The sequence below is a fragment of the Sphingopyxis sp. NJF-3 genome, from assembly GCF_053514865.1.
The window spans coordinates 1,769,995-1,791,933 of the sequence record NZ_CM130726.1; the positions used below are offsets into that span (position 1 = coordinate 1,769,995).

The 21,939-nt window shown below is 66.6% G+C and carries 21 protein-coding genes; 10 read left to right on the plus strand and 11 right to left on the minus strand.

Features of this window, described 5'->3' with window-relative positions; translation table 11 throughout:
* Positions 1 to 123: 123 nt before the first annotated feature.
* Entirely contained in the window at positions 124 to 2,211 is a 2,088-nt protein-coding gene (locus tag ACOTSS_RS08640) for a M13 family metallopeptidase (protein WP_448691088.1), read from the plus strand.
* Positions 2,212 to 2,232: 21 nt separating this feature from the next.
* Here the strand turns inward: ACOTSS_RS08640 and ACOTSS_RS08645 are convergent, their stop codons facing one another.
* From ACOTSS_RS08645 to ACOTSS_RS08655, 3 genes are read right to left on the minus strand one after another with little or no spacing between them, the layout of a single operon-like run.
* On the minus strand, positions 2,233 to 2,511 hold the full coding sequence (locus tag ACOTSS_RS08645) for a hypothetical protein (protein WP_448691089.1): 279 nt from the start codon (positions 2,509 to 2,511) through the stop codon (positions 2,233 to 2,235).
* Positions 2,508 to 2,858, minus strand: a complete 351-nt coding sequence (locus ACOTSS_RS08650) for a hypothetical protein (RefSeq protein ID WP_448691090.1) — start codon at positions 2,856 to 2,858, stop codon at positions 2,508 to 2,510. The genes ACOTSS_RS08645 and ACOTSS_RS08650 overlap by 4 nt, the downstream gene beginning before the upstream one ends.
* Positions 2,855 to 4,024, minus strand: coding sequence for an isovaleryl-CoA dehydrogenase (locus ACOTSS_RS08655; protein ID WP_448691091.1), 1,170 nt, complete (start codon positions 4,022 to 4,024; stop codon positions 2,855 to 2,857). The genes ACOTSS_RS08650 and ACOTSS_RS08655 overlap by 4 nt, the downstream gene beginning before the upstream one ends.
* 99 nt (positions 4,025 to 4,123) lie before the next feature.
* Here ACOTSS_RS08655 and ACOTSS_RS08660 point away from each other — a divergent pair, with 99 nt between their 5' ends.
* The 6 genes from ACOTSS_RS08660 to ACOTSS_RS08685 all read left to right on the plus strand — a co-directional run bounded on the left by ACOTSS_RS08660 (position 4,124) and on the right by ACOTSS_RS08685 (position 10,391).
* Positions 4,124 to 5,026: a LysR family transcriptional regulator gene (locus ACOTSS_RS08660; RefSeq protein ID WP_448691092.1), complete on the plus strand. Its 903-nt coding sequence runs from the start codon at positions 4,124 to 4,126 to the stop codon at positions 5,024 to 5,026.
* 242 nt (positions 5,027 to 5,268) lie between these two features.
* Positions 5,269 to 6,135, plus strand: coding sequence for a sulfate adenylyltransferase subunit CysD (gene cysD, locus ACOTSS_RS08665; protein ID WP_448691311.1), 867 nt, complete (start codon positions 5,269 to 5,271; stop codon positions 6,133 to 6,135).
* Positions 6,136 to 6,253: 118 nt separating this feature from the next.
* A complete protein-coding gene (gene cysN / locus ACOTSS_RS08670; protein WP_448691093.1) occupies positions 6,254 to 8,155 on the plus strand; it encodes a sulfate adenylyltransferase subunit CysN in 1,902 nt (633 codons plus the stop codon).
* A gap of 8 nt (positions 8,156 to 8,163) precedes the next feature.
* A complete protein-coding gene (locus tag ACOTSS_RS08675; protein ID WP_448691094.1) occupies positions 8,164 to 8,442 on the plus strand; it encodes a DUF2061 domain-containing protein in 279 nt (92 codons plus the stop codon).
* Positions 8,435 to 9,178, plus strand: a complete 744-nt coding sequence (locus ACOTSS_RS08680; protein ID WP_448691095.1) for a 3'(2'),5'-bisphosphate nucleotidase CysQ — start codon at positions 8,435 to 8,437, stop codon at positions 9,176 to 9,178. The genes ACOTSS_RS08675 and ACOTSS_RS08680 overlap by 8 nt, the downstream gene beginning before the upstream one ends.
* Before the next feature lie 76 nt (positions 9,179 to 9,254).
* The gene (locus tag ACOTSS_RS08685) at positions 9,255 to 10,391 is read left to right on the plus strand and encodes a zinc-binding dehydrogenase (RefSeq protein ID WP_448691096.1); all 1,137 of its coding nucleotides are present in this window, start codon (positions 9,255 to 9,257) and stop codon (positions 10,389 to 10,391) included.
* Between the two features lie 108 nt (positions 10,392 to 10,499).
* Here ACOTSS_RS08685 and ACOTSS_RS08690 read toward each other — a convergent pair whose 3' ends face one another.
* The 4 genes from ACOTSS_RS08690 to ACOTSS_RS08705 all read right to left on the minus strand — a co-directional run bounded on the left by ACOTSS_RS08690 (position 10,500) and on the right by ACOTSS_RS08705 (position 14,671).
* Positions 10,500 to 11,639, minus strand: coding sequence for a cell wall hydrolase (locus tag ACOTSS_RS08690; protein ID WP_448691097.1), 1,140 nt, complete (start codon positions 11,637 to 11,639; stop codon positions 10,500 to 10,502).
* 9 nt (positions 11,640 to 11,648) lie between these two features.
* Positions 11,649 to 12,569 carry a cysteine synthase A gene (cysK, locus tag ACOTSS_RS08695; protein WP_448691098.1) on the minus strand — a complete coding sequence of 307 codons (921 nt, stop codon included), beginning with the start codon at positions 12,567 to 12,569 and terminating at the stop codon, positions 11,649 to 11,651.
* Positions 12,566 to 13,237, minus strand: a complete 672-nt coding sequence (locus tag ACOTSS_RS08700) for an RBBP9/YdeN family alpha/beta hydrolase (protein ID WP_448691099.1) — start codon at positions 13,235 to 13,237, stop codon at positions 12,566 to 12,568. Before ACOTSS_RS08700 ends, cysK begins: the two co-directional genes overlap by 4 nt.
* 129 nt (positions 13,238 to 13,366) lie before the next feature.
* On the minus strand, positions 13,367 to 14,671 hold the full coding sequence (locus tag ACOTSS_RS08705) for an MFS transporter (RefSeq protein ID WP_448691100.1): 1,305 nt from the start codon (positions 14,669 to 14,671) through the stop codon (positions 13,367 to 13,369).
* Positions 14,672 to 14,798: 127 nt separating this feature from the next.
* Here ACOTSS_RS08705 and ACOTSS_RS08710 point away from each other — a divergent pair, with 127 nt between their 5' ends.
* On the plus strand, positions 14,799 to 16,529 hold the full coding sequence (locus tag ACOTSS_RS08710; protein WP_448691101.1) for a DUF885 domain-containing protein: 1,731 nt from the start codon (positions 14,799 to 14,801) through the stop codon (positions 16,527 to 16,529).
* A 124-nt stretch (positions 16,530 to 16,653) separates the two neighbouring features.
* Here the strand turns inward: ACOTSS_RS08710 and ACOTSS_RS08715 are convergent, their stop codons facing one another.
* Positions 16,654 to 17,946 carry an RsmB/NOP family class I SAM-dependent RNA methyltransferase gene (locus ACOTSS_RS08715; RefSeq protein ID WP_448691102.1) on the minus strand — a complete coding sequence of 431 codons (1,293 nt, stop codon included), beginning with the start codon at positions 17,944 to 17,946 and terminating at the stop codon, positions 16,654 to 16,656.
* 82 nt (positions 17,947 to 18,028) lie between these two features.
* On the opposite strand from ACOTSS_RS08715, the gene ACOTSS_RS08720 reads away from it, so the two are divergent.
* Positions 18,029 to 18,235, plus strand: coding sequence for a DUF1674 domain-containing protein (locus ACOTSS_RS08720; RefSeq protein WP_448691103.1), 207 nt, complete (start codon positions 18,029 to 18,031; stop codon positions 18,233 to 18,235).
* Positions 18,236 to 18,252: 17 nt separating this feature from the next.
* Here the strand turns inward: ACOTSS_RS08720 and ACOTSS_RS08725 are convergent, their stop codons facing one another.
* The 3 genes from ACOTSS_RS08725 to ACOTSS_RS08735 all read right to left on the minus strand — a co-directional run bounded on the left by ACOTSS_RS08725 (position 18,253) and on the right by ACOTSS_RS08735 (position 21,142).
* On the minus strand, positions 18,253 to 18,813 hold the full coding sequence (locus tag ACOTSS_RS08725; protein WP_448691104.1) for a cytochrome b: 561 nt from the start codon (positions 18,811 to 18,813) through the stop codon (positions 18,253 to 18,255).
* 13 nt (positions 18,814 to 18,826) lie between these two features.
* Positions 18,827 to 19,606: a SapC family protein gene (locus tag ACOTSS_RS08730; protein WP_448691105.1), complete on the minus strand. Its 780-nt coding sequence runs from the start codon at positions 19,604 to 19,606 to the stop codon at positions 18,827 to 18,829.
* A gap of 111 nt (positions 19,607 to 19,717) precedes the next feature.
* Positions 19,718 to 21,142, minus strand: a complete 1,425-nt coding sequence (locus tag ACOTSS_RS08735) for an FAD-binding oxidoreductase (protein ID WP_448691106.1) — start codon at positions 21,140 to 21,142, stop codon at positions 19,718 to 19,720.
* A 183-nt stretch (positions 21,143 to 21,325) separates the two neighbouring features.
* Here ACOTSS_RS08735 and ACOTSS_RS08740 point away from each other — a divergent pair, with 183 nt between their 5' ends.
* Positions 21,326 to 21,856, plus strand: coding sequence for a hypothetical protein (locus tag ACOTSS_RS08740; protein WP_448691107.1), 531 nt, complete (start codon positions 21,326 to 21,328; stop codon positions 21,854 to 21,856).
* The last annotated feature ends 83 nt before the right edge of the window (positions 21,857 to 21,939 follow it).

Sequence of the window (21,939 nt, forward strand, 5' to 3'; positions counted from 1 at the left end):
GCGGGGGTAATGGGTCGCTCGTCGATTGAAAAGCGCCGCAGGCCGAAATTGGTTGGCATTGAAACCAGATCGTCACAGGCGTATCCCCCTCGCATATTTCCCGAAGCTTGAGGTTATCAGCCCATGAAAAAGAGTGTTTTCGCCATTTTGCTGTCCACCGCCGCGATCGTCGCGGGGCCTGTCGCCTGCACCAGCGGCAAGGACGACAGCTCGGCCGCCTACACGATCGGCACCGAACTCGGCATCAGCAAGGCCGCGATGGACACCGGCGTGAAGCCGGGCGACGATTTCTATGCTTATGCGAACGGCAATTGGCAGAAAACGACCGAAATCCCCGCCGACCGTTCGTCGACCGGCGCTTTCTACACCGCCTTCCTCGAGACGGAGAAACGCAACCGCGAACTGGTCGACGCGATCGTCAAGGGCACGCCCAAGGAAGGCAGCGACGAAGCGCGCATCGCCAATTTCTACAAGGCCTATATCGATACGCAGGCGATCGACGCCGCGGGCATGAAGCCGGTCCAGGCCGACCTCGCGCGCTTCGCCGCGATCACCGACACCGCGGGGCTCTCGAAGGTGCTGGGCGAACAGATCCGCGCCGACGTCGATCCGCTCAACGCGACCGACTTCAACACCGAAAACCTCTTCGGGATCTTCGTGACCCAGGGCCTCGCGACCCCGGGCGAGGTGCTGCCCTATATGCTGCAGGGCGGGCTCGGCATGCCCGAGCGCGAATATTATCTGTCGTCCGATCCCAAGATGGCGGGCATCCGCACCGCCTATCAGGCCTATATCGCCAAGCTCTTGACCGCCGCCGGGATCGCCGACGCCGATGCGAAGGCGAAGCGCGTCTATGACCTCGAGCTGAAGATCGCGAAGGCGCACGCGACGCGCGAGGAGAGCGAGGACTTCACCAAGTCGGCGACCGTCTGGAACAGGGACGAGTTCGCGAAGAAGGCGCCCGGCATCGACTGGCCGGCGTTCTTCGCCGCGGCGAAGCTCGACGGCGCGACGAAGGTTGCCGCCTACCATCCCGGCGCGATTACCGGCCTGTCGGCGCTGGTCGCCTCGCAGCCGCTCGACGCGTGGAAGGACTGGCTGACGTTCCACCAGATCAACAGCCACGCCGACGTGCTGCCGAGCGCGATCGATAATGCGCATTTCGCCTTCTACGGCACGACGCTGTCGGGAACGCCGCAGCAGCGCAGCCGCGACAAGCGCGCGCTCGCGGCGCTCGACACCTATCTCGGCGACGCGGTCGGCCGCGTCTATGCCGAGAAATATTTCCCCGCCTCGGCCAAGGCCGAGGTCAGCGACATGGTCGACGGCATCAAGGCCGCCTTCGCCACGCGGGTGAAGGCGATCGACTGGATGGCGCCCGAAACCAAGAAGGAAGCGCTGAAGAAGGTCGAGACGATCGCGGTCGGCGTCGGCTATCCCGAGACGTGGCGCGACCATGGCAGCTATTCGGTCGGCGCCGGCACCGCCTATGCCAACGAGGTCGCGGGCGAGCAGGCCGAATATGCGCACCAGCTCGCGAAGATCGGCAAGCCGATGGACAAGGGCGAATGGTGGATGGTCCCGCAGACGGTCAACGCGGTCAACCTGCCGGTCCAGAACGCGCTGAACTTCCCCGCCGCGATCCTCCAGCCGCCCTTCTTCAACCCGCAGGCCGACCCCGCCTACAATTACGGCGCGATCGGCGCCGTCATCGGGCACGAGATCAGCCACAGCTTCGACAATAATGGCGCGGCGTTCGATTCGACCGGCGCGCTGCGCAACTGGTGGACGGCAGCCGATCTCAAGAAGTTCGAGGAAGCGGGCTCGGCGCTCGCGGCGCAATACGACACCTATAAGCCGTTCCCCGACCTTGCGGTGAACGGCAAGCTGACGCTGGGCGAGAATATCGCCGACGTCGCGGGGCTCCAGGCCGCCTACGACGCCTATCGCGCCTCGCTGAAGGGCAAGGAAGCGCCGGTGATCGACGGCTTTACCGGCGACCAGCGCTTCTTCATCGCCTATGCGCAGACCTGGGCGACCAAGATGCGCGACGAAGCGCTTCGCGCGCGCATCGCGACGGATGGCCATGCGCCCGGCAATTACCGAGCGCTGACGGTGCGCAACCTTGACGCCTGGTACAAGGCGTTCGACGTCAAGGAAGGCGACAAGCTCTATCTCGCGCCCGACAAACGTGTGCGCATCTGGGGTTGATGTGAGGGGAGGGCGGGGCAATTAATCTGCTCCGCCTTCTTTTTTTGTCGGTTTCCTGCGGATCAAATGGCTGTAGACGCCGACGCAGTTGATGCAGAGCAGCGCAACGTTCTGCCAGCCGATCCCTTCGCTGTCGGGCTGCAGAAAGCCCCAGCCGATCAGCGCGAGACTGCTCGTCACGAAGATCACGAACGCCCAGCCGTTCCATCGCTCGCCGAGGTTGAGCGAGACGAGCAGCGCCGCGAGCGTCGCCGCGCCTGCACCATAATATTGCAGCGCGTCGAGCACCGTCTCGCTCATGCGAGCGCCCCGATCAGCGCGAAAAGCCCCGCCGCGCTCAGCACCGGCCAGGCGATGTGGCGCCCCCGCGTGTAGGCGGCGTTGAACAGGCCGGTCGCGAGCCAAGCCGCGCCGATGAAGGCCAGCAGCCCCTTCGGCGTCCCGGGCCAGCTCACCGCCGCCGCCGAAACGAGCATCAACACCGCTGTCGCGTGCCAGGCGAAGCGGACGATCCGGCGGACGAGCGCGTCGGCCAGCAAGCCTTCGCCGCTCCGCAGCAGCGGCACGATCAGGCGCCGATAGCCGAGCAGCGAATGCACCAGCGCTGCCGCCACCATGGAGGCGACCGACAGCCAGAGCCAGATCACGCGCCGGCGCCGATCAGTTCGCGTCCGATCAGCATCCGGCGAATTTCGTTCGTGCCCGCGCCGATGTCGAGCAGCTTGGCGTCGCGCCAGTAACGCTCGACCGGCCAGTCCTTCGTATAGCCCGCGCCGCCGAGCGCCTGGATCGCCTCGCCCGCGACCTTCACTGCGCTCTCGCTCGCGAGCAGGATCGCGCCCGCGGCGTCGAAGCGTGTCGTCTGCCCCGCATCGCACGCCTTGGCGACGTTATAGACATAGGAGCGCGCCGATTGCAGCGCGACATACATGTCGGCGACCTTCGCCTGCATCAGCTGGAACGAGCCGATCGGCTTGCCGAACTGCTTGCGCTCGCGAACATAAGGAATGACCGTGTCGAGGCACGCCTGCATGATGCCGAGCTGGAGTCCCGCGAGCACGACGCGCTCATAATCGAGCCCCGACATCAGCACGCCGACGCCGCCGTTCTCGGGCCCCATGATCTGCTCTTCGCTCACTTCGCAATCGGCGAAGACGAGTTCGGCGGTGGGCGAACCGCGCATCCCGACCTTGTCGATCTTCTGCCCGATGCTGAACCCCGGCATGTCCTTTTCGATCAGGAAGGCGGTGATGCCGCGCGATCCCGCCTCGGGACTGGTCTTGGCATAGACGACCAAAGTGTCGGCATGGCTCGCGTTGGTGATCCAGAATTTGGTGCCGTTGAGGACATAGCCGCCCTGAACCTTCTCGGCCTTCAGCTTCATCGACACGACGTCGCTGCCCGCGCCGGCCTCCGACATGGCGAGGCTGCCGACATGCTCGCCCGAGATCAGCTTGGGGAGATATTTCGCCTTTTGCGCTTCATTGCCCCAGCGGCGGATCTGGTTGACGCAAAGGTTCGAATGCGCGCCATAGCTGAGGCCGATCGCACCCGATGCCCGCGACACTTCTTCGACTGCGATCACATGCTCCAGATAGCCGAGCCCGAGCCCGCCCCATTGTTCCTCGACCGTGATGCCGTGAAGGCCGAGCTCGCCCATCGCAGTCCATAGCTCGTCGCGCGGGAACCAGTCCTCGCGGTCGGCCTTGTCGGCCAGCGGGGCGATCTTCTCATCGGCGAAGCGGGCGGTGGTCTCACGGATCATGTCGGCGGTTTCGCCGAGCGCGAAGTCGAAATCGGGGGTGGCGCGCATGAGAGTTCCTTCGGTCGAGGCGGAGCAGCGTCTCTGTGTGCCTGAAAGCCCGAATATATGAAAATTGAAACTTCATGCGACAAAGCATAAGAAAAATTTATGATAAAGCGCTCGCACGTTCGCCAATTCCTCGCCGTGGTCGATGCGGGCAGCTTCACGCGCGCGGCGCATCATATTCGCGTGACCCAACCGGCGCTGTCGACGGGAATCGCCGACCTCGAGCGCCTCGTCGGCGCGTCGCTTTTCATCCGCAACCGCCGTCAGATTCGCCTTACGGAAGCCGGAGGGCGCTTCCTGCCGATCGCGCGCGACCTCGAACGCAATTTTCGCACGGCCGACGGCTTCGGCCGTACCGAAGAGGCTGGCAAGCCTTTGCTGCGGCTCGGCGTGATCCGATCGATCCCCGGCGAATTCCTGCAGAATATCGCCGCTCAACTCGCTCGCGATTTTGCACTTGATGTCGGCGAAAGCAGCGACTCCGAGCTGCGCGCGGCGGTTCGCGGCAGGCGCCTACACATGGCAATCGTCCCGCTGCGGCCAGGCGAACGCGCGCGTCACATCGTGCCGCTTTATGACGAACCGCTCGTCATGTTCATCGCTGCCGATCATGGGCTCGCGGGGCGGGCGGAGGTCGGTCCCGAGGAGCTGGCAACCGAAACGATGATCGCCCGCCGTTCGTGCGAGCTGCTCGATGCGACGAGCCGTTTCTTCACGCGCCACCGGGTCCGCCCGCGCTTCGCGCTGCGCAGCGACAGCGACGAGCGTTGCCTTCGCATGGTCGCCGCCGGAGTCGGCATCACGACCGCCCCCGTGTCATTGGCGATCGACGGAATCGTCCCGCTCAAGGTTGCCGGCTATGATTTCCGGCGCGAATTGGGGTTGATGTTCGACCCGGCCTGGGGGGCGTCGCCGGACGTCGCGCCACGACTGACCCGCGCGCTCGAAACGCTCGGCGCGATTGGCGCCGAATGGCGGCAAAAAAAGGTCGATATCGCCGGATGACCCCGGTTCCGACAAGGCAGGCTTGCAGCCCGCAAAGGCCATAATGTTTGCGCCCGTGCGGGCGGCGGCGCTACGGCGCCTTCGCTCACCCCGTCCATTTGGACGTATGCCGGAATGAAGAATGCGCTATCCGCGGCTGCCGGCGGATAGGAGAGGAGGCCGAGTTGGTATCGTCTGATCTGCAAGCGAGGCCGTTGGAATTGACGCATCTCGATCGGCTCGAAGCCGAAAGCATCCACATCATGCGCGAGGTGATGGCGGATGCGGCGAAGCCCGTGATGCTTTACAGCGTCGGCAAGGACAGCGCGGTGATGCTGCATCTGGCGCGCAAGGCCTTCTATCCGTCGCCGCCGCCCTTTCCGCTGCTGCATGTCGACACGACGTGGAAGTTCCGGGCGATGTACGATCTTCGCGACCGCATGGCGGCGGAGAGCGGGATGGAACTGATCGTCTACCAGAATCCCGAGGCTGTCGAGCGCGGGATCAACCCGTTCGATCACGGCCCGCTGCACACCGACATGTGGAAGACCGAGGGGCTGAAGCAGGCGCTGGATCACTACGGCTTCGACGTCGCCTTCGGCGGCGCGCGGCGCGACGAGGAGAAGAGCCGGGCGAAGGAGCGCATCTTCTCGTTCCGCACGGCGAGCCACGGCTGGGATCCGAAGCAGCAGCGGCCCGAGCTGTGGAACCTCTACAATGCGCGGAAAGCGCCAAGAACCGAACGGGGCGGCGAGAGCATCCGCGTCTTTCCGATCTCTAACTGGACCGAGCTCGACATCTGGCAATATATCGCGCGCGAGCAGATCCCGATCGTGCCGCTCTATTTCGCCGCGCCGCGGCCGACGGTGGAGCGCGACGGGTTGCTGCTGATGGTCGACGACGATCGCTTCCCGCTGCGCGAGGGCGAGGTGCCGGTGGAGCGCTCGATCCGCTTCCGCACCTTGGGCTGCTATCCCTTGACCGGAGCGGTGGAGAGCGAGGCGACCACGCTCAGCGAGGTGATCCAGGAAATGCTGCTGACGACGACCTCGGAGCGGCAGGGCCGGGCGATCGACAAGGACGGTGGCGACGCGTCGATGGAGAAGAAGAAGCAGGAGGGCTACTTTTGACCCGCCACGTCAATCTTCAGATTGACGAAGGGTCAACCCCCGCGAAGGCGGGGGCCTCTCTCGGCATCAACGGGCGGAGTGGGATTCCCGCTTCCGCGGGAATGACAAAGTAAAGACTATGACCGATCCCATTTATGTCACCGACGCCCTGATCGCCGAGGATATCGAGGCCTATCTCGCGGGCCATGAGCAGAAATCGCTCTTGCGCTTCATCACCTGCGGCTCGGTCGACGACGGCAAGTCGACGCTGATCGGGCGACTGCTCTACGATTCGAAGATGATCTTCGAGGATCAGCTCGCGGCGCTGGAGGCCGACAGCAAGCGTGTCGGGACGCAGGGGCAGGAGATCGACTTCGCGCTGCTCGTCGACGGCCTCGCCGCCGAGCGCGAGCAGGGGATCACGATCGACGTTGCCTACCGCTTCTTCACGACGGAAAAGCGCAAGTTCATCGTCGCCGACACGCCGGGGCACGAACAGTACACGCGCAACATGGTCACCGGCGCTTCGACCGCCGACCTCGCGGTCATCCTGATCGACGCGCGCAAGGGCGTGCTCACCCAGACGCGCCGCCACAGCTTTCTCGCGCATCTGATCGGCATCAAGCATATCGTCGTCGCGGTGAACAAGATGGACCTTGTCGGCTATGACAAGGCGGTGTTCGATCGCATCACGCTCGCCTACCGCGCTTTCGCGAGCGAGATCGGCATCACCAACTTCACCGCGATCCCGATTTCGGGCTTCAAGGGCGACAATATCACCGGCCTTTCGGCGAATACGCCCTGGTTCAAGGGACCGGCGCTGATCGAGCATCTGGAGAGCGTCGAACTCTCCAGCGCGAGCGACGAGGCGAAGCCGTTCCGGATGCCGGTGCAATGGGTCAACCGCCCCAACCTCGACTTCCGCGGCTTCGCGGGCCAGATCGCGAGCGGCACGGTGAAACCTGGCGACGCGGTGCGCATCCTCCCCAGCGGCAAGACGACGGCGATCGACCGGATCGTGACGCTCGATGGCGACCTCGATCAAGCCGTCGCGGGCCAGTCGGTGACACTGACGCTTGCCGACGAGATCGACTGTTCGCGCGGCGACGTGATCGCGGCGGCCGACAGTCCGCCCGAGACCGCCGACCAGTTCGAAGCGACCCTGGTGTGGATGGCCGACGAAGCGATGATTCCGGGGCGCGCCTATTGGCTCAAGCTCGCCACCCAGACGGTGTCGGCGAGCGTGCAGGCGCCCAAATATGAGATCAACGTCAACACGCTCGACCATCTCGCGGCGAAGACGCTCGAACTCAACGGCATCGGGGTCGTCGAATTGTCGACCGACAAGCCGATCACCTTCGAGGCCTATGGCGACAACCGCACGCTCGGCGGGTTCATTCTCATCGACAAGCTGACCAACGCTACCGTCGCCGCGGGGATGCTGCACTTCAGCCTGCGCCGTGCGCAGAACGTTCACTGGCAAGCGACCGACATCGACCGCGACATGCGCGCGGGGCTCAAGAACCAGAAGCCGGCGCTGCTCTGGTTCACCGGCCTGTCGGGCTCGGGCAAGTCGACGATCGCCAACCTCGTCGAGAAGAAGCTGCACCGGATGAACCGCCACAGCTTCCTGCTCGACGGCGACAATGTCCGCCACGGCCTCAATCGCGACCTCGGCTTCACCGAGGCCGACCGGATCGAGAATATCCGCCGCGTCGGCGAGGTGGCGAAGCTGATGACCGACGCCGGGCTGATCGTCATCACCGCGTTCATCTCGCCGTTCAGGGCCGAGCGCGAAATGGTGCGCGCGATGCTGCCCGAGGGGGAATTTCTCGAGATCTTCATCGACACCCCGCTCGCCGAGGCCGAGCGCCGCGACGTCAAGGGCCTCTACAAGAAGGCCCGCGCCGGGCAGCTCAAGAACTTCACGGGCATCGACAGCCCTTATGAGGAACCCCAAACCCCCGAGATCCGCATCGATACCACGCAAATGTCGCCCGAAGAGGCCGCCGACCTCATCGTCGAACGGCTGCTGGGATAGCGGCGGCAGTGCTGCTGTTTCGGGGGAGGGAGGCGCACAGCCGGTCGCTGCTCAAGGCGATGAGCTGGCGCGCGCTCGGCAGCATCGACACCTTCCTGCTGAGCTATTTGTTCACCGCGAGCGTGAAGGCCGCGGGCGCGATCGCGAGCACCGAGGTGCTCACAAAGATGCTGCTCTACTATCTCCACGAACGCGCCTGGGCGCGCATCGGCTGGGGGATGGACAAGCATCGACCGACGGGGGATGCGGCGGACGGCGAAGAAGGATTGATGACCGAGCATGTCTGAAAACGACGATCAACTGGCCGCGCGCCTTGCGGCGGCGGCGGGCGCCCTGTTGCTCGACCTGCGTCGCGCCGGCGATTTGCACGGCAAGGCACTGGGCCAGGCCGGCGACACGGCCGCGAACGCGATGCTCTGCCGTGAATTGCGCACCGCGCGGCCCGGCGACGGGCTATTGTCGGAGGAGGAGAAGGACCATGACGCGCGCCTGTCGCAGTCGCGCGTGTGGATCGTCGATCCGCTCGACGGGACGCGCGAATATGGCGAAGGGCGCAGCGACTGGGCGGTGCATGTCGCGCTCGCGATCGACGGCGTCGCGGCGGTCGGCGCGGTCGCGCTGCCGGGGCTCGGGATCACGCTGACGTCGGGCGCGCCTTTGCCGCTCCACCCGGCAAACACGCCGCCGAAGATGCTCGTCAGTCGCACCCGGCCCGCGGCCGAGGCGGTGCATGTCGCCGAAGCACTCGGCGCCGAACTCCTCCCCATGGGCTCGGCGGGCGCCAAGGCGATGGCGGTGGTGCGCGGCGAGGCCGACATCTACCTCCACACCGGCGGCCAGTATGAGTGGGACAATTGCGCCCCGGTCGCGGTGGCCCAGGCCGCCGGGCTGCACGTCAGCCGCGCCGACGGATCGCCGCTCCGCTACAACAATGCCGACACCTATCTTCCCGATCTGCTGATCTGCCGGAAGGAGTTGGCGACCGATGTGTTGCGACTTGCGGCGGAATATTCGCCGGCTTGATCGGTCGCCCATTGCCAGCGCGCGCGCCGCGCCGTAATCCGTTGCATCGAGAAACCGAACGCATGGGAGACGCGCGATGACCGACCTGCCTGACACCAACCTCGTCATGCTCACGCTGGTGAAGCCCGAAGGCGAGCTGGAGGTCTTTCTCGAGCGGCGACCGATGCCCGAACCCGCGCCGCACGAGGTGCTGGTGAAGGTGCTCGCGACCCCGATCAACCCTTCCGACCTCGGGTTGCTGCTGGGCGCGGCGGACATGTCGACCGCGCGCGCCTCGACCCGCGACGGGCTGCCGGTCGTCACCGCCGATATTCCCGCCCCCGGCATGCGCGCGATGGGCGGGCGGATCGGCGACGCGCTGCCGATCGGCAACGAAGGCTGCGGTCTCGTCGTCAAGGCGGGCTCGTCGCCCGAGGCGCAGGCGCTGCTCGGCAAGACGGTCGCGCTGATCGGCGGCGAGATCTACGCCGAATATCGCTGCCTGCCCGCGCAGATGTGCATGGCTCTTCCCGACGGCACCGACCCGCGCGACGGCGCCTCCTGCTTCGTCAACCCGCTCACCAGCCTCGCCTTCACCGAGACGATGCGGATGGAGGGGCACAGCGCGCTCGTCCACACCGCGGCGGCCTCGAACCTCGGCCAGATGCTGGTCAAAATCTGCGCGAAGGATGACATCCCGCTCGTCAACATCGTGCGCAGCGAGGCGCAGGTCGCGCTGCTCAAGGGCATCGGCGCGACGCATGTCATCAACAGCAGCGACGATGATTTCCTGGACAAGCTCACCGCGGCTCTGATCGAGACCGGCGCGACCTGCGGTTTCGACGCGATCGGCGGCGGCAAGCTTGCCGGGCAGATTCTGGCCTGCATGGAGGTCGCCGCGGTCAAGCGGATGACGAGCTACAGCCGTTATGGCTCGGACACGTTCAAGCAGGTCTATATCTACGGCGCGCTCGACCTCGGCCCGACCATCCTCAACCGCAGCTTCGGGCTGACATGGTCGCTGTCGGGCTTCCTCTTGACTCCCTTCCTCCAGAAGGCGGGGATGGAGGTGAACATGCGGCTGCGCCAGCGGGTGGTCGACGAACTCACCACCACCTTCAAAAGCCACTACAGCCACGAAATCTCGCTGACCGACGCGCTCGCGATCGACACCATCGCCGGCTATAATGCGAAGCGGACGGGCGAGAAATATCTGATCCGCCCACACGGGTAGGGCAGCGTCGCGACTGGTTTCGACCGGAAGTGGTCATAGGATCCTCCCCGTGCTGGGGGAGGATCGGCACCGTCCCCTCACCACCCCAAAACAACCCTGCGCGGCCCCCTAGCGCTTCATGCACTGCCGCGCGTCGTCGCGCTTGTACTCGCCGCAGTTCCACAGCGCCTTTTCGAACCCGGCCTTGTCGTCGCGCAGATAGGAAAAGCTCATCGCGGCGCGCTGGGTTTCGCTCATCGCGTCGCTTGCGGGCTTCAGCGTCGGGTTGGTCCAGCCCATGAACTTGCAATAGGGCTTCTCGCCGCACAGCCTCAGCGCGAGGGTCACGAAGCTCTCGGGCGGCGCGCGGCGGTCGAGTTCGACATAGAGCGTATCGCGCCCGGTCGCCTCCCCCGCGCCGGGAACGAGGCGTACCTGCTTGGCGAGCGCGTCGGCGTCGGCGAGCGCGGTCGGCGGCGCGAGCGCGTGCAGCGTGGAGATCGCCGCAAGCTTGGCGACCGGCGCGTCATGACCCGACACCGCGCCGCGAAACGCGCCCGGCGTGCCCCAATAGCCCGGCCAGCGGAAGAAGAGGTGGGTGTCGACGATCGCGATCTTTTCGAGGCTGTCGCTCCAATAGGGGCGCACCCAGTCGGTGTGGTAATGGGTCGCGAGCCCAACGCGCGGATCGGTGATCCCCGACAGCATCATCTCGGCGAGCACCTGGGCGCGGCCCCAGGCGGCGTCGGAATAGCGCCGGTTCAGCGCGCCGTCGCAGGTAAAGGTGAACTGGCAGCCGGTCGAGCGTTCCGATCCCTGGAACACGACGCCGCAGATCGATTTGGGGAAGGCGGGGTGACGTACGCGGTTGATGACGACCTGACCGACCGCCTGCTCGCCCCTGGCGTCGTCGCCGGCCTCATAGAGCATCGCCGCGGCGAGGCAGTCGCGCGCGCGGCCGCGATTCTCGGAGTCGCCGGGATAGGTGAAAGGGCGCGCCGCGGCGAAGCCCTTGATCACGAGCGGGATGCGCGCGTTGGCGGCGCGGGCGTCGTCGACCGTAACCGGCGCGAGTTCGGTCGGCAGCACTTCGGGCACCACCTCGGCGGGCGGCGCCACCGGATGCGGGCGGGCACCGGTGCCCGCTCTGTCACCGGGCGCGCTCGCATAGAGAACGGCCGCGATGGCCGCGACCGACAGCAGGACGAACAGCCAACCCGACCATTCGCGCCGCAACGGCAACGTCCATTGGCGCGCGCGCAGGCGCATGGCGGCGGGTCAGATCTCGGGCAGGAAGTCGGGCACCGACAGATAGCGTTCGCCGGTGTCGTAATTGAAGCCGAGGATGCGGCTGCCCTTGGGGAGATCGGGAAGCTTCTGGGCGATTGCGGCGAGCGTCGCGCCCGACGAGATGCCGACGAGCATGCCTTCCTCCGACGCCGAACGCAGCGCCATCGCCTTCGATTCGGGGGCGTCGACCTTGATCACTCCGTCGAGCAATTCGGTGTGCAGGTTGCGCGGAATGAAGCCCGCGCCGAGCCCCTGGATCGGGTGCGGCCCAGGCTGGCCGCCCGAAATGACCGGCGAGGACACGGGCTCGACCGCATAGACCTTCAGATTGGGCCAATGCTCTTTCAGAAACTGCGCGCAGCCGGTGATATGCCCGCCGGTGCCGACGCCGGTGATCAGCACGTCGATCGGCGTATCCTTGAAATCGGCCAGAATTTCGGGGCCGGTCGTACGAAAATGGACGTCGACATTGGCTTCGTTCTCGAACTGCTGCGGCATCCACGCGCCGGGGGTGGTTTCGACGAGCTCGATCGCGCGCTCGATCGCGCCCTTCATGCCCTTTTCGCGCGGGGTCAGGTCGAAGGTCGCGCCATAGGCGAGCATCAGCCGGCGACGCTCGAGCGACATGCTTTCGGGCATGACCAGGATCAGCTTGTAGCCCTTGACCGCGGCGGCCATCGCGAGGCCGATGCCGGTATTCCCCGACGTCGGCTCGACGATGGTGCCGCCGGGCTTGAGGCTGCCGTCCTTCTCGGCCGCCTCGATCATGGCAAGGCCGATACGATCCTTGATCGAACCGCCGGGATTGCTGCGTTCCGACTTGATCCAGACTTCGGCGTCGGGGAACAGCTTGGCCACGCGGATATGCGGGGTATTGCCGATGGTTTCGAGGATCGAATTGGCTTTCATCGTCGCTGTGCACCTTCTTGATATGCGAACCGGGGATCGCGCCGGGCGAAGCGATGCGGCCAGTCCCCGGAGCGGGTCCAGAGCGCCTCGTCCGCGAGGGCGGGTGTTGGCGCGGGTTGTAGCGATGCGAGCAGATACTGTCCATAAGGCCAGTCGCCGAGCGCCGAATCGGCATTGATATGGCCGAACGGCCCGGCATTGACGAACCGCGCTCCCCAGTTGCGCGACAGGCGCCAGACATGCGCGGTCGTCGCATAGGGATCGTTCTCGCTCGCGACGGCGATGAAGGTGGGGCGCGGCATCAGCATCGGCGACTGGGTGAAGCTCGCGAGGCGCCCCTGGCGGGGCAGGCGCGAGAGGTCGGGGGGCGCGACGAGCAGCGCGCCGGCGATCCTGGCGCGCGCGAAGCCGCTCGCGGTCGCGAACCAATGGGCGAAGGCGTGGCAGCCGAGGCTGTGCGCGGCGATGAGCACGGGCGCGTCCTGGGCGTCGATCGCGTCGGCGATCTGGGCGATCCATTCGTCCTGATCGGGGTCGTCCCAATTACCGAGCTCGACTCGCTCGGAGTGGGCGAACTTCTGTTCCCAAAGGCTTTGCCAGTGGGTGGGGCCGCTGTTGCGAAGACCCGGAATGGTCAGGATTTTATGGCGAATGCTGGAAGCCTGCATGGCGGTCGCTCCATATCGGGATGAAGGGAAAACCGCGGTGACGGGTGAGGCTGATATAATTCAACTAAAAAAATAGACAATAGCATTTTGACGAAGCGGGGCCGAACTGCGGCGAGCGGTGACGGCGGCCTATCTGAACTGCGGTTTGAAGGTCTTCGCGCGCCGCAGCTCGGGAAACAGCCACGACCAGAGCGCGGTGACGCCGACCGCCGCCGCGCCGCCGACGGCCACGGCGCCGACCGGGCCGAGCAGCGCCGCCATCGCGCCGGCGCGCATCTCGCCGAGTTCGTTCGACGCCGAAATCGCGAGCCCCGACGCCGCGCTGACGCGGCCGCGCATATGATCGGGGGTGTTGAGCTGGATCAGTGTGCCGCGCACGAAGACCGAGAACATGTCAGCGGCGCCCATGATCACGAGCAGCCCGAGCGACAGGAAGAAATGGGTCGACAGGCCAAAGCCGACGGTGACCGCGCCGAACACCGCGACCGCCCACAGCATCTTCACCCCGACGTTGCGCTCGATCGGGCGGATCGCAAGGCCGAGCGCGACGGCCGCCGCGCCGACCGCGGGCGCCGCGCGGAGGAAGCCCAGGCCTTCGGAGCCCGCGTGCAATATGTCACGCGCATAGACAGGCAGCATCGCGGTCGCACCCGCGAGCAGAACCGCGAAGAGGTCGAGCGTGATCGTGCCGAGCAGGAAGCGCTCGCTCCACACGAACTGCAGCCCGTCGACCATCTCGCGCAGCGGGTGGCGCCGCACCTCGGCGGGGGGCGGCTGGACCGGGCGGACGCGGCTGATCGTGAAGGCCGAGAGTGCGAGGAGGATGGCGGCGAAGACATAGACCGACGCCGGATGCGCGGCATAGATCAGCCCGCCCGCGGCGGGACCGATCACCGACGCCGACTGCCATGCGATGCTGCTCATCGCGATCGCGCGCGGCAGCACCGCGGGCGGCACGATGTTGGGCGCGATCGCGCTCATGGCGGGGCCGGAGAAGACGCGCGCCACGCCGTGCAGCGCGGCAAGGCCGAACAGCAGCGGCAGCGTCAGCGCATCGTTCCGGGTGAGCCACCAGAGCGTCGCGGCGATGAGAAGGTCGATGAGGTTCGAGAAGATCGCGACGCTGCGTCGCTCGAAGCGGTCGGCCGCCCAGCCCGCGACCGGGGTCAGCACCGCGAGCGGCACGAACTGGAAGAGGCCGAGCAGCCCGAGCTGGAACGACGCCTCCTTGATCGACATGCCATAGTCGGTGCGCGCGGTGTCGTAGAGCTGGTAGCCGATGACCACGACCATCGCGATCGTCGCCATGACCGCGGTGAAGCGCGCGAACCAGAAATAGCGGAAATCGGCGAAATGAAGCGGGGAGGGGGCTTTGCCGGGCTCGGCGGGCGGCAATGCCGGGTCGACCGACGGGGGAGGGGGGATCGTCGCCATGTATCGCTCGCCCTAACGCGCTTTTTTGCACCGCACCAGATGCCAAAGCCCGTCGTTCGTCGATTAACGGATGCGTGCCGCCGGCGCCAGTGGCAAGCTGCGCCATCGGACAGAGGGAGATCTTGATATGACACGTAAATTCGCCCGCTTCGGCGGTGCCGCGCTCGCGGGCGCGCTGCTCGTGCTCGCCGGCTGCAACGCCAGCGACAACAAATCGGCCACCGCATCCGCGACGTCGAGTGCCAAGACGTGGAGCGAGTTTCGCGACGCCTTCCTTGCTGGCTATTTCCCGCTCAACCCGACCTTCGCCGTCTATCAGGGCAAGCATGAATATGACGGCCAGCTTCCTGACTGGTCGCCCGAGGGAATCGAGAAGCAGGCGGCATTCCTCGAAAAGACGATCGCCGACGCCAAGGCGTTCGACGGCGACATGACCGATGCCGAGAAGTTCGAGCGCGACTATCTGGTCCATGTCGCCGAGGGCCAGCTCTTCTTCCTGCGCGACACCGACTTCGCGCAGAAGAACCCCGCCTTCTATGTCGGCGCGCTCGACCCCAACGTCTATATCGCGCGGCCTTACGCCGACCCCGCGACGCGCATGAAGGCGTTCATCGCCTATGCGCAGAAGGTTCCCGCCGCCGCCGCGCAGATCAAGGCGAACCTCAAGCTGCCGCTGCCCGCGACCTTCGTGAAGTTCGGCACCGCGGGCTTCGGCGGCTTCGCCGATTATTACACCGGCGATGCCAAGGCGGCCTTCGCCGAGGTGAAGGACGCGGCGCTCCAGAAGCAGTTCGACGAGGCGGCGGCCAAGGCGGCGGCGGCGATGAAGGATCTTGCGGCCTATGTCGGCTCGCAGCCGGGCACCGCCGACGGCTATGCGCTCGGCGCCGACAAGTTCGCGAAGATGATCCTCGCCAACGAAGCCGTCGACACGCCGCTGGATGAGCTCGAACGCATCGGCCAGGCCGACCTCAAGCGCAATCAGGACGCGCTCAAGGCGGCCTGCGCGACCTATGCCGCAGGGGCGACCATCGCCGACTGCATGAAGAAGATGAACGCCGACAAGCCCGAGGGCGGCCCGGTCGCCGAGGCACGGCGCCAGCTTCCCGAGCTACGCGCCTTTCTGGTCGAAAAGGATCTGGTGTCGATTCCCGGCACCGAGCAGGCGCAGGTCGAGGAATCGCCGCCCTACAACCGCCAGAACAGCGCCTATATCGATATCCCGGGTCCCTATGAGAAAGGCCTGCCGTCGGTCTATTACATTTCGCCGCCCGATCCGACGTGGGACAAGGCGACGCAGGACGCGTTCGTGCCGGGCAAGAAGGACCTGCTCTTCACCTCGGTCCACGAGGTATGGCCGGGCCATTTCCTCAACTTCCTCCACTCGAACCGCGCGGAGAGCATCTTCGGCAAGCTGTTCGTCGGCTATGCCTTCGCCGAGGGTTGGGCGCATTATACCGAGGAGATGATGTGGGACGCCGGATTGGGCAATGGCGACCCCGAAACGCATATCGGCCAGCTGTCGAACGCGCTGCTGCGCGATTGCCGCTTCCTGTCGGCGATCGGTTTGCACACCAAGGGCATGACGGTTGCCGAGAGCGAAAAGATGTTCAAGGAGCAATGCTGGCAAGACGAGGGCAATGCCCGCCAACAGGCGGCGCGCGGCACCTATGACCCGCTCTACCTCAACTATACGCTCGGCAAGCTGATGATCCGCAAGCTGCGCGAGGATTGGACGAAAGGTGATCGGTCGAAGTGGAAGGCGTTCCACGACGAGTTCCTCTCCTATGGCGGTCCGCCGATCCCGATGGTGCGCGCGGCGATGATGAAGGAGGATACGCCGAAAGCGGTCTTCTGATCCTATTGTAATCGTCATTGCGAGGACCCCGGACTTGATCCGGGGGACGCGGCAATCCAGAGTGGCGTCGCTTTGGATTGCTTCGCTTCGCTCGCAATGACGGAGCAAAATAGAGGCCCTTAGCTCACCCCGGCGCGCGCAGCCGCGCGACGAAGAAGCCGTCGAGCCCGCCGGCATCGGCGAGCATCGTGGGCAGGGTGCGGACGAAGCCGCTCGCGTCGGGAACGACGCCCTGGGGCAGTTCGCCGGGCCGCGCGGCCTCGATCGCCCAGCCCGGATGACCGGTGAGGAACGTGGCGACCCGATCCTCGCCCTCGGCGCGTTCGAGCGAGCAGGTCGCATAGACGAGCGCGCCGCCGGGCTTCACCCAGCGTGCGGCGCGTGCGAACAGGTCGGCCTGGAGCTCCGCCATCCCCCCGATCTGTGCGCGCTCGATCCGGTGCAGCACATCGGGATGGCGCCGGAAGATGCCCGTGGCCGAGCAGGGCGCGTCGAGCAGCACCGCATCGGCGGCGGAATCGGGTTCCCACGTCCGGATGTCGCCCTGTGCGACCTCGGCGGAAAGGCCTGTGCGGGCGAGGTTGCTCTTCAGGCGCTCGAGCCGTTTCGCGCTTGCATCGACCGCGACGACGTCCCAGCCCGCGGCGGCGAGCTGCATCGTCTTGCCCCCCGGCGCGGCGCAAAGATCGAGGACGCGCCGGCCGTTTCCGGCCCCGAGCAGACGAGCGGGGATGCTCGCCGCCAGATCCTGCACCCACCAGCCGCCCTCGCGGAAGCCCGGCACATCCTCGACCGCGCGGCCGCGTGGCAGGCGGCGATGGTGCGGCGCGAGCGCCGGAAGATCGGCCCAGTCGGCGCCCTCGGCTTCGGCAGCGAAGCTGATATCCATGGGCGGCGGTCCACTCCATGCCGCTGAAGCCGCAGCGGTCATCGCCTCGCCCCATTGCGCGGCCCAGCGCGTGGCCACCGCGGGCGGCAGGCTCGCCGTCGCGGGCAGCGCCCACGCCTCCTGCTGCGCGCGCGACAGCAGCGCGTGAACCAGCCGACGCGGCCCGCCATCGACGAGCGGCAGCGCCGTCGCCACCACCGCATGCGCCGGGCTCCCCAGTGCGAGCAGCTGCGCGAGCGCGATCCGCAACACGGCGCGCGACTTGACGTCCTCGGGGAGCGGCTGGGCGGTCGCACCGTCGATCAGCGCGTCGATATCGACCATCCAGCGCAGCGCCTCGGAGACGATGGCGATCGCAAAGGCGCGGTCGGCGGGCGCAAGCCCCTGCGTCGCGGCATGGGCAGCGATGTCGAGCGGGTCGCCGCGGCGCAGGACAGCGTCGATCAGCCGCAACGCGGCGCGGCGCGGCGCGGTGCCGGGCGGATCGCCGGCGTCGGCCCGGCCGCGAGAGCGTCGGCGTTCAGCCATGCTGCCAGTCCTGCGGGTGGTTGGCGAAAGTGAACAAAGGCATTATCTGGCTCTCAGCATTCATTCTCATCAGGGACGGCCCATGACCAAGCAGAGCGAAACCACGATCGGCGGCACCCCGCGTGCTGCGAAGCGCCCTGCCCATGTCACGGCGCCCGCCGACTGGACGAACGAGCCGGTGCCGGCACCGAAGGCGATCGCAGCCGAGCCCGACGCCGAGCAGCCGGGCGGACGCAATCCGGTGCGCTACGGCGACTGGGAACTCAAGGGCCTCGCGATCGACTTCTGACGCGCCGCGCGGCGCGATCAAAAGGGATTCATCCGCGCCGTGACCCCCGAGCGGTCAACGAACTGGTGCTTCAGCGCCGCCAAAATGTGGATCACGACCAGCGCGAGCATCGTGAGACCGAGCAACTCGTGCCGTTCGTGCATCACATCGGCGAGCGCCTTGTCGGGCGCGACGAGCGACGGCACGGTGAACAGCCCGAAGAAATCGATCGGGCGATCCGCGGCCGACATCCAGACCCACCCCGACAGCGGCAGCAGGACCAGCAGCGCGTAGAAGAGGAAATGGACGAGCTTGCTGAGCGGACGCTGCCACGCCGGAACCGCGGCGGGGAGCGGCGGCGCCTTGTGCAGCAGCCGCCAGACGATCCGCACCAGCGTGAGCGCGAGGATCGTGATGCCGAGCGCCTTGTGGACGCCCATCGCGGCGCGGTGGACATCGCGCGGCATCCCTTCGGTCAGCATCGCGAGACAGATGTTGGCGATGACCGCGAGGCCGATCAGCCAGTGGAGCCAGATGGCCACCTTCGTATAGCGCGGCTCCATGGTCGTTCCGACGAAGGCGCTTGCGCTGGTGGCCATATCTTCTGTCTCCTCAGGCGGTGGGGGCTTCCGTCACCAGCTGCATCTTGCCACTTTTCACCTGCTCGGCAAACACTTCGCGCATCAACTGCAGCGAGAAGAGGTGCGCGAAGACCAGGCCGAGCATGCCGTTCTGCATCATCTTGCGCAGCACGTCGCCGCGCAGTTCGCGCAGCTTGGCCTCGTCGATCATCTGGAAACCGCGATAGATATAGGGCTGGCTGCTGCCCTCGGGGGTGATGCTGACCTCGCCGTCCATCAGCAGGTCGGCCTTCTTCAGCTCCTCGATGAACATGCCCGTGCGCTGGCCCGCTTCCTCGAAATTCTTGCAGAATTCCAGGATCGCGTTGGTCGCTTCGGTGGGCTGGCCGTCCTCGAACAGCTTGTCGCCCTCGTCGAACTTGCCGATCGCGCCGGCGGTCGGGTCGAAACAGAGCGACAGTTCGTCCGAATCCGGGCGCAGACGCGCGAGAAGGAAGGGGTAGCGGCGGATATAGGCGGGGACATAGACCGGGTTGATCAGCTTGCCCTCGGCGTCGACGAAGGTGTTCATGCCCTCGTTCATGCCCATCAGCGCCAGCGGAACCGGATTGTCACCCGCCGAGAAGACGATCGGGAAGAAGCGGCATGCCGACGAAAATTCGTCGGTGGTCAGCGGCACCGCATGCTGGTTGACCAGGAAGTCGGCGCTGTCCATCGAGCGCGCGCGGAAATCGGCATGGTCGACGCTCGAAAGCGGCGCGAGGTCCTTGTAGAAAAGCGGCAGGTTGGCGTTGGCGGGCGCAGTGGCCATGATGAAGCTCCGAAACGGGGACCCGGAAGGCGGGCCCGAAAAAAGACAATGGCGCGCCTTATTGGCCCGCGCGCCGCGACGCAAGGGCCGATGCCGCTTTGCCCGCCCCCGTCATTCGATCAGCTTGCCGGGATTGAACAGGCCGGCGGGGTCGAGCCCGGCCTTGACCCCGCGCAGCGCCGCGAGCCGCGCCGGGCTGTCGAGTTCGGCGAGCAGGTCGCGCTTCATCTGGCCGATGCCGTGCTCGGCCGAAATCGACCCGCCGAGTTCGATGACATGGCGATAGACGAGGCGGCTGAGATCCTCGCCATGCGCGGCGAGCCACGCCTTGCCATCGACATCCGCCGGCGGCTGGACATGGTGGTGGACATTGCCGTCGCCGAGATGGCCGAAGGACAGCGCGCGCGCGCCGGGGAATGCGGCGGCGAGGCGCGCGGGATTTTCGGCGATGAAGCGCGGCATCGCGTCGATAGGAACGCTGATGTCGTGCTGGAGCGCGGGGCCTTCGGCGCGCTCGGCCTCCGAGATCGAATCGCGCAGACGCCAGAAGGCTTCGCTCTCGGCGTCGTTCTTGGCGATCACGACATCGGCGATCAGGCCGGCCTCGAGCGCTTCGCCGAGCTGCACCTCCAGCGCCGCGTCGAGGTCTTCGCCGCCGTCCCCCGCCAGTTCGACCAGCGCATACCAGCGATGACTCGCGGCGAGCGGCGCGCGCGTTTGCGGAATATGGCGCAGCACCGCGTCGAGGCAGCTGTGCGGGATGATCTCGAACCCTTCGAGCTGGCGGTCCAGCGCGGCATCGAGACGGCGAAGCAGCGCCAGCGCCATGTCAGGCGATTCGAGCCCGATCCATGCCGTCGCGCGCGCCACCGCCTCGGGCACCAGCCGCAGACAGGCGGCGGTGACGATGCCCAGCGTCCCCTCTGCCCCGCAGAGCAGATGCTTGAGGTCGTAGCCGCGATTGTCCTTCCTGAGCGGCGCGAGGCCGTCGAAGACGCTGCCGTCGGGGAGCACCGCCTCGATCCCCGCGACGAGCGCGCGCATCGTGCCGTGGCGCAGTACCTGTGTGCCGCCGGCGTTGGTCGACACGAGCCCGCCGATCGTCGCCGAGCCTTTGCCGCCGAGCGTCAGCGGGAAGCGCAGGCCGCGGTCGAGCGCGGCGTGGTGGAACGTCTCGAGGATCACCCCGGCTTCGGCGACCGCGAGCCGCGCCTCCTCGTCGATCGAGCGGATGCGGTTCATGCGGCGGAGGCTGAGCAGAAGCTGGTCTCCGCTGGCATCGGGCGTCGCGCCGCCGACCATGCCGCTGTTGCCGCCCTGCGGCACGAGCGCGGCCCCTTCCTCGGCGCAAAGGCGCACCACCGCCGCGACCTCTTCGGTCGATGCGGGCGACAGCATCGCAGCGGCCCGGCCGTGATATTTGCCGCGCCAATCGGTCAGCCACGGCGCCATGACCTCGGGATCGTCGCTGAAACCCTTGGGGCCGAGCAGGCTTTGCAGCCGGTTGAGCAGACGAGGGGAAGGGGGCTGGGTCATGGTCGTCGGGTCCGATGGGTGACGCCCGGCTTGACAGCGGGCGCCGAAAGCAATTCATTTGTTGTTCAATCGCGGGCGTTAAAGGGGGCGATGGACGAATAGCATCTTTTCGTCCAGCCGGCATTGGGAGCCAAGGGTGAGCAGCTTTATCGGGATCGGCGCGAAAGGCGCGACATTGCGCGCGTGTTGACGGCGACCGCCCTGCTGCTCGCCGCCGCGGCGCCCGCGGCCGATGCGGATATTCCCGCGCCGCCGCCCCCGCCGCTCGTCGCCGTCGCGTCGCCGCTCGAACCGCCGGTCGCGTCCTATTGGCAGGTGATCATCGAGGAACAGATCATCATCCGCGTGCCCGCCAAGCGCACCCCGCTGACCAATTTTTCCGCCAGCCCGGCGCCGCGAGCGCGGATGCGCGACGATATGCCGATCGTGTGGAAGGAAAAGAAAGCCCCGAAATGCGTCGCCATGCGCGACATCCGGGGGATGCAGGCGGTGCAGCGCGACAGCATCGACCTGATCACCCGCCAGAACCAACGGCTCCGCGCGCAGCTCAACCGCGGCTGCCAGGCGCTCGATTTCTACGCCGGCTTCTACATGAAGGGGAATAAGGACGGGCGGCTTTGCGAGGATCGCGACGAGATTCACGCGCGCAGCGGCGCACGGTGCGAGATCGACAAGTTCCGCCTGATGGTGGCGGTGCCGCGCGACGACGACTGACGCGGTAATTCACCGCCTTCCTTGACTTTTCGTCGCGCTTTGCCCAAGGGCCGCGGCAGCAACGGCTGACGTGGGCGCCGTGC

Excerpts from the sequence above, each read along its gene's own strand:
- ACOTSS_RS08640 (WP_448691088.1), top strand. The coding sequence starts at position 124 with ATGAAAAAGAGTGTTTTCGCCATTTTGCTGTCCACCGCCGCGATCGTC.
- ACOTSS_RS08645 (WP_448691089.1), bottom strand. The coding sequence starts at position 2,511 with ATGAGCGAGACGGTGCTCGACGCGCTGCAATATTATGGTGCAGGCGCG.
- ACOTSS_RS08655 (WP_448691091.1), bottom strand. The coding sequence starts at position 4,024 with ATGCGCGCCACCCCCGATTTCGACTTCGCGCTCGGCGAAACCGCCGAC.
- ACOTSS_RS08660 (WP_448691092.1), top strand. The coding sequence starts at position 4,124 with ATGATAAAGCGCTCGCACGTTCGCCAATTCCTCGCCGTGGTCGATGCG.
- cysD (WP_448691311.1), top strand. The coding sequence starts at position 5,269 with ATGCGCGAGGTGATGGCGGATGCGGCGAAGCCCGTGATGCTTTACAGC.
- cysN (WP_448691093.1), top strand. The coding sequence starts at position 6,254 with ATGACCGATCCCATTTATGTCACCGACGCCCTGATCGCCGAGGATATC.
- ACOTSS_RS08680 (WP_448691095.1), top strand. The coding sequence starts at position 8,435 with ATGTCTGAAAACGACGATCAACTGGCCGCGCGCCTTGCGGCGGCGGCG.
- ACOTSS_RS08685 (WP_448691096.1), top strand. The coding sequence starts at position 9,255 with ATGACCGACCTGCCTGACACCAACCTCGTCATGCTCACGCTGGTGAAG.
- ACOTSS_RS08690 (WP_448691097.1), bottom strand. The coding sequence starts at position 11,639 with ATGCGCCTGCGCGCGCGCCAATGGACGTTGCCGTTGCGGCGCGAATGG.
- cysK (WP_448691098.1), bottom strand. The coding sequence starts at position 12,569 with ATGAAAGCCAATTCGATCCTCGAAACCATCGGCAATACCCCGCATATC.
- ACOTSS_RS08700 (WP_448691099.1), bottom strand. The coding sequence starts at position 13,237 with ATGCAGGCTTCCAGCATTCGCCATAAAATCCTGACCATTCCGGGTCTT.
- ACOTSS_RS08705 (WP_448691100.1), bottom strand. The coding sequence starts at position 14,671 with ATGGCGACGATCCCCCCTCCCCCGTCGGTCGACCCGGCATTGCCGCCC.
- ACOTSS_RS08710 (WP_448691101.1), top strand. The coding sequence starts at position 14,799 with ATGACACGTAAATTCGCCCGCTTCGGCGGTGCCGCGCTCGCGGGCGCG.
- ACOTSS_RS08715 (WP_448691102.1), bottom strand. The coding sequence starts at position 17,946 with ATGGCTGAACGCCGACGCTCTCGCGGCCGGGCCGACGCCGGCGATCCG.
- ACOTSS_RS08720 (WP_448691103.1), top strand. The coding sequence starts at position 18,029 with ATGACCAAGCAGAGCGAAACCACGATCGGCGGCACCCCGCGTGCTGCG.
- ACOTSS_RS08725 (WP_448691104.1), bottom strand. The coding sequence starts at position 18,813 with ATGGCCACCAGCGCAAGCGCCTTCGTCGGAACGACCATGGAGCCGCGC.
- ACOTSS_RS08730 (WP_448691105.1), bottom strand. The coding sequence starts at position 19,606 with ATGGCCACTGCGCCCGCCAACGCCAACCTGCCGCTTTTCTACAAGGAC.
- ACOTSS_RS08735 (WP_448691106.1), bottom strand. The coding sequence starts at position 21,142 with ATGACCCAGCCCCCTTCCCCTCGTCTGCTCAACCGGCTGCAAAGCCTG.